The following is an 8,714-nucleotide window of genomic DNA, read 5'->3' on the forward strand; positions in this document are numbered from 1 at the left end:
CGTACCTGCTGGTCGCACTTCGGCTTGGGGGAATCGACGTTGGAGCACTCAGAACAAACCAATATGGTCGGCTCGTACTTTGATCAGATTTCGGGCAGCTACCGGCGACGCTACGGAATCGAAAACCCCTTCCATAGTTACTTTTTTGGGGATCGATTGAGTGCCGCTACCGATAGTCTCCCGTTCGAACACAAGTCGGTACTCGACGTTGGGCTGGGACTGGTCCTCTTTACGACGAACTAATCAAGTATGCCGGTATCGACTATTACGCCTGCGATATTTCGGCGAAGATGCTCTCGCAGAGTTCGATCCCGGCAGACCGGAAATTTGTCGGAAAGGCGACAGATATCGAATTTCCAAGGGACAGTTTTGACTACATTTTCCTACTCGGTGTAACCACGTATCAGTCGCCGGATGAATTCGATCAGACGCTCGCATTCATCAGCGCTCGTCTCGCGCCTTTCGGCAAAGCAATATTGAGTTTTACGAATCGCTCATCATTGGATCACTTTTTCCGCGGTATTTTGCGGTTAGCAAAGCCAATGATCAGCGCAGGAGTGATGGCTCAGTCTTTCGCGACCCACGCCTACAGCCAGGGGGACGTGGCAGAGATGATCGAAACTCACGATCTCTATGTTGCGAAGTCCACATACCTGAACCATACCTTTTCGCCGTTTAATACCCTGCTCCCGCGCTCCTCGGTGTCACTGGCAAGATGGATTGGATCAAATTGCCCCGCGGCCTTATTGCCAATCTGTAGCGCCGACTTCATCGTGTTCGTGGAACAGGCATCTTCGCGGGTTTAGGTTCGCCGAGGAACGACTGCGCGACAGCCGCCGTTAGTCAGACTTGTGATCCGAGCGGCATACTCTGCGCGTGCTGAAAAACGTTTTTCGGATTGAACGCCGATCTTTGCCAGCCGCGCGAGGTTACGCCCCAGTAAGCTTTCGCGTAACCCTCGCCGAGATCGAGATCGCATTAGTTCACGTAAGACGCGCCGGAAACAGGCCTCATCGACGCGATAAGCATCGGCGCGACCAAAGATCGCGCCGAGTGTGCCGCACATCCGGTTGCAGTCAATCGTCGCGTGATATTTGGGTCGCGGATACCGCCAAAAAGCAGGAGGCGGCCTTAGCCGCCGTTCCCATTGCCGTTGCCGTTTTCGGCTTCCTCGCCGATGTGTTCGACCGAGACCACATGCTCGTCCTCGGCGGTGTTGAATACAATGACGCCCTGGGTCGAACGGCCGGCAATCCGGATGCCCTCCACCGGGCAGCGGATCAACTGGCCTTTGTCGGTCACCAGCATGATCTGATCGGATTCTTCCACCGGGAAGGAGGCGACCAGTTTGCCGTTGCGGTTATTGACCGACATCGCCACGATGCCTTTGCCGCCGCGCCCCGTCGTCCGGTATTCGTAGGATGAGGTGCGCTTGCCGAAGCCGTTGACGGAAACCGTCAGCACCACCTGTTCCTGCGCAGACATTTCGACATAGCGTTCGGAAGAGAGTTGAATGGCGTTTGAAGTCTCCTCGGCATCGGCCTCCGCTGCCTCTTCCACGGCGCCCTCGCCGGCCACCGCGCGGCGCATCTTCAGATAGGCCGAGCGCTCGTCGGACGTCGCCTCGACATGGCGCAGGATCGCGAGCGAAATCAGCCGGTCGCCCTTCGCAAGCGCGATGCCGCGCACACCCATCGAGGTACGGCCGGAGAACACCCTTACGTCAGTGACGGGGAAGCGGATGCATTGGCCGCCGGCAGCGGTCAGCAGCACGTCGTCGCGTTCGGTGCAGATTTGCACGTCCACGATCGCCTCATCCTCGTCGAGCTTCATCGCAATGATGCCGGAACGCCGGACGTCGACGAAATCGGAAAGCTTGTTGCGGCGGACGGTGCCGCCGGTGGTCGCAAACATCACGTCGAGATTGGCCCAGGAGGATTCATCCTCCGGCAACGGCATGATGGTCGTGATCCGCTCGCCCTGCTCCAGCGGCAGGATGTTGATCATGGCCTTGCCGCGGGCGTTCGGCGCCGCCATCGGCAGCCGCCAGACCTTCTCCTTGTAGACCTGACCGCGTGAAGAGAAGAACAGCACCGGCGTATGCGTCGAGGCCACGAACAGGCGGCTGACGAAATCTTCGTCCCGGGTCTGCATGCCCGCCCTGCCCTTGCCGCCGCGCCGCTGGGCGCGATAGGCCGACAGCGGCACGCGCTTGACGTAGCCGGCATGCGAGACGGTGACGACCATGTCCTCGCGCTGGATCAGGTCTTCGTCTTCGACTTCGCCTTCCTGCTCGATGATCACAGTCTTGCGCGGCGTGGCGAATTCGCTCTTCAACTCGGCGAGCTCGGTCTTGACGATCGCCTGAACGCGCGCGCGCGATCGCAGGATGTCGAGATAGTCGTTGATTTCTGCCGCGAGCTTGTCGAGTTCCTCGGAAATTTCTTCGCGCCCAAGCGCGGTCAACCGCTGCAGCCGCAGGTCGAGAATGGCCTTGGCCTGCTCCATCGACAGCCGCGCGGTCCCGTCTTCCGCCAGGCGGTGGCGGGGATCGTCGATCAGGGTAATCATGGCCGCCACGTCCTTGGCCGGCCAGTCGCGCGACATCAATGTATCGCGCGCGGTGTTCGGATCGGGCGAGGTACGGATCACCCGAATGATCTCGTCGATATTGGCGACCGCAATCGCGAGGCCGACCAAAATATGGGCGCGGTCGCGCGCCTTGTTGAGCAGGAATTTGGTGCGCCGCGTCACCACCTGTTCGCGGAAAGCGACGAAGATCGTCAGCAGATCCTTCAGGTTCATCAGCTGCGGCCGGCCGCCGTCGAGCGCGACCATGTTGGCGCCGAAATTGTTTTGCAGCGGCGTGAACCGATAGAGCTGATTGAGCACGACGTCCGGCACGGCGTCGCGCTTGAGTTCGACGACGACGCGCAAACCAGAGCGATCGGACTCGTCGCGCAGGTCCGAGATCCCGTCGATCTTCTTGTCGCGCACCAACTCGGCGATGCGCTCGACCATCGTCGCCTTGTTCTGCTGATAGGGAATTTCGGTGATCACGATCGCCTCGCGATCCTTGCGAATGGTGTCGATCGACACCTTGCCGCGCATCACGATAGAGCCGCGGCCTAAGTGGTAGGCTGAGCGGATGCCCTGCCGGCCGAGAATGATGCCGCCGGTCGGGAAATCCGGGCCCGGGATGATCTCGATCAGTTGATCGATGGTCAGCGCGGGATCGTCGATCAGCGCGGTGCAGGCATCGATCACTTCACCGAGATTATGCGGCGGGATGTTTGTGGCCATGCCGACCGCAATGCCGCCAGCGCCGTTGACCAGCAAATTGGGAAACTTGGCCGGAAGAACCCGCGGTTCGCGGTCCTTGTCGTCATAATTGGGTTGGAAATCGACGGTGTCCTTGTCGATATCATCGAGCAGCGAATGCGCGATCTTGGTCAGGCGGGATTCGGTGTAGCGCATGGCCGCCGCCATATCGCCGTCGACCGAACCGAAATTGCCCTGTCCGTCGATCAAGGGCACGCGCATGGAGAAAGTCTGCGCCATGCGGACCAGCGCGTCGTAGACCGACTGGTCGCCGTGGGGATGGTATTTGCCGATCACGTCGCCGACGGTGCGCGCCGACTTGTTATGCGACTTGTTCCAATCGAAGCCGTTCTCGTGCATCGCATAGAGGATGCGGCGGTGAACAGGCTTCAGACCGTCGCGCGCATCCGGCAACGCACGCGCCACGATCACGCTCATGGCGTAATCGAGGTAGGAGCGCTTCATCTCGTCGAGGATGGAAACGGGACGAATATCGGAAGGCGCGGGTGGCTCTCCGGACTTGGTATCTTCAGGCTCAGACAAGGGAAAATCCGGTCAATTCAGAATCACATTCATATAGCGCATCAAGGGGGGTAAAACCACCCCGCAAGCGTCTGGGAAAGCCGATTTTCCCCTCGTTTTTCCAGTAACTTAGCGGATCATCCGGTTGAGAGCCTCGCGACCCCTAAACGACGGCGACGAAGCCGCGCCAAACACGCGTTTTCAATGACCGAAAACCACCGCATGCATGATCCGTCCCGGCAGCAGCGTGAACAGCCCGGCGACGACCAGCGCGCCCGAGAAAACCCCGATCATGATGCGGCGGTGATCGATCACCCGATGGCGATGGGCGCGCCACACGCCGAGCGGAACCATGATCAGCGTGAAGATCGACAAGAGATGGATGGGGCTCCATGGCCCCCATAACTTGATCTTGTGAATCCAGAATGAGCTCCCGGCAACACCCAGCATCAACAGAACCCAGATCCAGCCGATGGCGCGATGAGGCAGCGTGCCCTTGGGCGCCGCGAACTGGACGATGCCCAGCACAAAAGCCGCCATCGCCGCAAAGGCGTGAACTGGGATGGCCGGTGCTGCGTCCAGCAACGGAGCGAGACTCATGCGAGGCCTCTCACCCTGACCGATCCCGTCCGGCAGGATCAGGCTGCGATCACTCTGTGTCGGCCTCGATCCGTCTTGGCTTCCAACGGGAATTCAATGCGTCGCTTTAACGAGCTCTGTCAAAACGGGATATCGTCATCCATGTCGCTGCTGCGGGCTCCGGCAGCCACCGCGCGGCGCGGCGCGCTCGATGGGCCGCTGACGCCGAAATCGCCGCCGCCCTGATCGTCGGAGCCAAAGCTGCCGCCTCCGCCGCTACGGCCATCCAGCATAGTCAGGTTCGAGTTGAAGCCTTGCAGCACCACCTCGGTGGAATACTTCTCGACGCCGGCCTGATCGGTCCATTTGCGGGTCTGCAACTGGCCTTCAAGGTAAACCTTGGCGCCCTTCTTCAGGTACTGCTCGGCGATCTTGCAAAGCCCTTCATTGAAGATCACCACGCGATGCCATTCGGTCTTTTCCTTGCGCTCGCCGGTCGCCTTGTCGCGCCAGCTTTCGGATGTGGCAACGCTGAGATTGGCGATCGGCCGCCCGTCCTGGGTGCGCCGGATTTCGGGATCCTTGCCGAGATTTCCGACCAGAATCACCTTGTTTACGCTTCCTGCCATCGCCGTTCTCCACTCACTTCGCTTGTCGCGCAGACCCTATACGCTCGCTTGCCGGGCGCGCCCGCCGATCCCTGCGTTATCCCCACAATATAGCATCGCCGGCTGGAATGTTCCAGTTTTGTTCCAACTCAAATACAAGTCAAATTCCGCCCGGAATGCAGCAGAGTCAGGCTCATGGCCCGGTTTCCTCAGATACCGTCGAAGGTCTGCGCGCGATGACCGTGCAGACCCTGGACGAGGCGAGCGAAAACCACGATAAATCATGAGCTTCTCTGCCCCGCACTTCATCGCCGAGTGTGGCTTTCGGGAGACGCTCTATGGGGGCAAATTGCGATAGGGTCGATTCCGAGCAGGGGTAGATGGGCGCTCCTTCGATCGCGTTGGGACCAAACGCTTCTTTCAAAAATGAAGCGGACGAAGAAGCCGGAGGTTGTCGATATGAAGAGGATGTTGCTGGGCGCTCTCGCTCTCTTCGCGTTGGGAGTTGTGGCACCGGCAGTGGCGGCAGATCTGCCCGCCCGCACTTACACCAAGGCGCCGGATATGACTCCGGTCACTTACGATTGGAGCGGCGTCTACGTCGGCCTTAACGGCGGATGGGGCACGGCCAATCGTTGCTTCGATCAGACCGGTCCGACCCTGATCGGTCCGGACGGCTGCCACACCACCTCGGGTGCTTTCGCTGGCGGGCAGGCCGGCTATCGCTGGCAAGCTGCGTCCTGGGTATTCGGTTTCGAAGCATTGGGCGACTGGGCGAGCCTGAAGGGTAGCAGCGTCAGCCTGATCACGCCCGCAAACATCGATCGTTCCCGCGTTGATGCGTTTGGCCTGTTCACCGGCCAGATCGGTTACGCCTGGAACACCGCACTGTTATATTTCAAGGGCGGCGCTGCCGTCGTCGCCGACCGCAACGACATCCTGTCCGGCGGCGCGATCCTTGCGACCCCCTCAGGCAACAACCGCTGGGGCGGCACTGTCGGCGGCGGCATCGAATTCTCCTTCGCACCGAACTGGTCGGCGGCGCTCGAATATAACCACCTGTTCATTGCCACCAACAACACGACCTTCACCAATCCCGTCGGCGGTGCGGTCGTGAGCACGGACCGCATTCACGGCGACGCCGATCTGGTGTCGGTCCACGTCAACTACCGCTGGGGTGGCCCGGTCGTCGCAAAATACTGATCACGACGGATGCGCCAGATCTGGAAAAGCCGGCGATTTCGTCGGCTTTTTTGTTGGATGCTGCTGACCGCTGCTGCCAGGTTTCAGCATTTTCCAACTATCCGTTGATGGTTTTCACGCGGCACTGGAAATTGATTCCCGTTCTTCCTATGTTCCGAGATCGATCCTTGGCGTTTGATCGCTCCCCGCGACGCGCCCGAACGCGGCGCGCTATTTGCGTGCCTGGAAATGCCGACATGGATGAAATTATCAAGGCGAAGCGCCAACAATCCGCGAGCAGCCTGCGCGCGATCACCATTCGCGGCGCGCGCGAACACAATCTGAAAAATATCGACGTCGAGATTCCCCGCGACAAGCTCGTGGTGTTCACCGGGCTGTCCGGCTCCGGAAAATCCTCGCTCGCCTTCGACACCATCTACGCCGAAGGCCAGCGGCGCTACGTCGAGTCGCTGTCGGCCTACGCACGCCAGTTCCTGGAGATGATGCAGAAGCCCGACGTCGACCAGATCGACGGGCTGTCGCCGGCGATCTCGATCGAGCAGAAGACCACCTCGAAGAATCCGCGCTCCACCGTCGGCACCGTCACCGAGATCTACGACTACATGCGCCTGCTCTGGGCGCGCGTCGGCGTGCCCTATTCGCCCGCGACGGGCCTGCCGATCGAAAGCCAGATCGTCTCGCAAATGGTCGATCGCGTGCTGGCGCTGCCGGAAGGCACGCGGCTTTATCTGCTGGCGCCGGTCGTACGCGGCCGCAAGGGCGAGTACAAAAAAGAGCTCGCCGAATATCTCAAGAAGGGATTCCAGCGCGTCAAGATCGACGGCAAGTTCCACGAACTCGCCGAAGCGCCCACGCTCGACAAGAAATTCCCGCACGACATCGACGTGGTGGTCGATCGCATCGTGGTGCGGCCGGACATCGGCCAGCGGCTTGCGGAGAGCTTCGAGACCGCGCTGAAGATCGCCGAGGGTCTTGCGGTGATCGAATATGCGGACGTGCCGGCCTCCGCGCCTGCAGCCGAAGACAAGAAGAAGACCGCCAAAATCCACGACAAGAGCGGGCCGGAGCGGATCCTGTTCTCCGAAAAATTCGCCTGCCCAGTTTCCGGCTTCACGATTCCGGAGATCGAGCCGCGGCTGTTCTCGTTCAACAACCCCTATGGCGCCTGCCCCGCCTGCGGCGGGCTCGGCATCGAGCAGCATATCGACGAGGACCTCGTCATTCCCGACAAGGAAACCACTCTGCGCAAGGGCGCGATCGCGCCCTGGGCCAAATCCTCCTCGCCCTATTACATCCAGACGCTGACCGCGTTGGCTAGGTTCTACAAATTCACCCTCGACACCAAGTGGAAGGACCTGCCGAAGAAAACGCAAACGGCGATTCTGCACGGCTCGGGCGAGGACGAGATCAAGTTCTCCTACGAAGACGGCGTGCGCTCCTACGACACCAAGAAGCCGTTCGAGGGAGTCATCACCAACCTCAACCGTCGCTTCCGCGAGACCGAAAGCGAATGGGCGCGCGAGGAACTGGCGAAATATTTCTCCGACGTCCCCTGCGAGGCCTGCCACGGCTACCGGCTCAAGCCGGAGGCGCTTTGCGTTAAGATCGGCGGCAAGCATATCGGCGAAATCTCGGAGATGTCGGTGCGTCGCGCCGGCGAGTGGTTCGAGACCGTGCCGAAGGCGCTCAACGCGCAGCAGAACGAGATCGCCGCCCGCGTGCTCAAGGAAATCCGCGAGCGCCTGTCTTTCCTGCTCGACGTCGGCCTGAATTATCTCACGCTGGCTCGCTCTTCCGGCACGCTGTCCGGCGGCGAAAGCCAGCGCATCCGGCTGGCTTCCCAAATCGGCTCGGGGCTGACTGGCGTGCTCTATGTGCTCGACGAGCCCTCGATCGGCCTTCACCAGCGCGACAATGCGCGGTTGCTCGACACACTCAAGAGACTTCGCGACCTCGGCAATACCGTGATCGTGGTCGAGCACGACGAGGACGCGATACGTCTGGCCGATCATGTGCTCGACATCGGTCCCGGTGCCGGCATGCATGGCGGCTATATCGTAGCCCAGGGCACGCCTGCCGACATCATGAACAATCCGGACTCGCTGACCGGAAAATATCTCACCGGCGAATTGTCGGTGGAGATCCCGGAGCGCCGGCCGCCGAACCATCGCCGCACCATCAAGGTCGTCAATGCGCGCGGCAATAATCTGAAGAACGTCTCGGCGGAAATTCCGCTGGGCCTGTTCACCTGCGTCACCGGCGTCTCCGGCGGCGGCAAGTCGACGCTTTTGATCGACACGCTCTACAAGGCGATCGCGCGCAAGCTCAACAATGCCAGCGAAGGCGCGGCGCACCACGACCGCATCGAGGGGCTGGAGCATATCGACAAGATCATCGACATCGACCAGTCGCCGATCGGCCGCACCCCGCGCTCGAACCCGGCGACCTATACAGGCGCGTTCACGCCGATCCGCGAATGGT

At 60.7% G+C, this 8,714-nt stretch carries 7 protein-coding genes; 4 read left to right on the forward strand and 3 right to left on the reverse strand.

What is annotated here, in order from left to right; all coding sequences use genetic code 11:
• Both WB528_RS04155 and WB528_RS04160 read left to right on the forward strand, forming a co-directional pair.
• A partial coding sequence (locus tag WB528_RS04155) for a hypothetical protein (RefSeq protein ID WP_423887162.1) occupies positions 1 to 243 on the forward strand: 243 nt, incomplete at its 5' end.
• 14 nt (positions 244 to 257) lie between these two features.
• On the forward strand, positions 258 to 806 hold the full coding sequence (locus tag WB528_RS04160) for a class I SAM-dependent methyltransferase (RefSeq protein WP_423887168.1): 549 nt from the start codon (positions 258 to 260) through the stop codon (positions 804 to 806).
• A gap of 325 nt (positions 807 to 1,131) precedes the next feature.
• Here WB528_RS04160 and gyrA read toward each other — a convergent pair whose 3' ends face one another.
• The 3 genes from gyrA to WB528_RS04175 all read right to left on the reverse strand — a co-directional run bounded on the left by gyrA (position 1,132) and on the right by WB528_RS04175 (position 5,051).
• The gene (gene gyrA, locus WB528_RS04165) at positions 1,132 to 3,864 is read right to left on the reverse strand and encodes a DNA gyrase subunit A (protein WP_423887163.1); all 2,733 of its coding nucleotides are present in this window, start codon (positions 3,862 to 3,864) and stop codon (positions 1,132 to 1,134) included.
• Between the two features lie 180 nt (positions 3,865 to 4,044).
• Positions 4,045 to 4,443 (reverse strand): DUF2306 domain-containing protein, encoded by a 399-nt coding sequence (locus tag WB528_RS04170; protein ID WP_423887164.1) that lies wholly within the window; start codon positions 4,441 to 4,443, stop codon positions 4,045 to 4,047.
• 119 nt (positions 4,444 to 4,562) lie between these two features.
• Positions 4,563 to 5,051, reverse strand: a complete 489-nt coding sequence (locus WB528_RS04175; RefSeq protein WP_423887165.1) for a single-stranded DNA-binding protein — start codon at positions 5,049 to 5,051, stop codon at positions 4,563 to 4,565.
• A gap of 438 nt (positions 5,052 to 5,489) precedes the next feature.
• On the opposite strand from WB528_RS04175, the gene WB528_RS04180 reads away from it, so the two are divergent.
• Both WB528_RS04180 and uvrA read left to right on the forward strand, forming a co-directional pair.
• A complete protein-coding gene (locus WB528_RS04180; protein ID WP_423887166.1) occupies positions 5,490 to 6,233 on the forward strand; it encodes an outer membrane protein in 744 nt (247 codons plus the stop codon).
• A 236-nt stretch (positions 6,234 to 6,469) separates the two neighbouring features.
• Positions 6,470 to 8,714, forward strand: a 2,245-nt coding sequence (gene uvrA / locus WB528_RS04185) for an excinuclease ABC subunit UvrA (protein WP_423887167.1), incomplete at its 3' end; no start/stop codon positions are given.

It is taken from the genome of Bradyrhizobium sp. (assembly GCF_049586575.1).
GTDB lineage: Bacteria > Pseudomonadota > Alphaproteobacteria > Rhizobiales > Xanthobacteraceae > Bradyrhizobium.

Excerpts from the sequence above, each read along its gene's own strand:
- WB528_RS04180 (WP_423887166.1), top strand. The coding sequence starts at position 5,490 with ATGAAGAGGATGTTGCTGGGCGCTCTCGCTCTCTTCGCGTTGGGAGTT.
- WB528_RS04170 (WP_423887164.1), bottom strand. The coding sequence starts at position 4,443 with ATGAGTCTCGCTCCGTTGCTGGACGCAGCACCGGCCATCCCAGTTCAC.
- WB528_RS04175 (WP_423887165.1), bottom strand. The coding sequence starts at position 5,051 with ATGGCAGGAAGCGTAAACAAGGTGATTCTGGTCGGAAATCTCGGCAAG.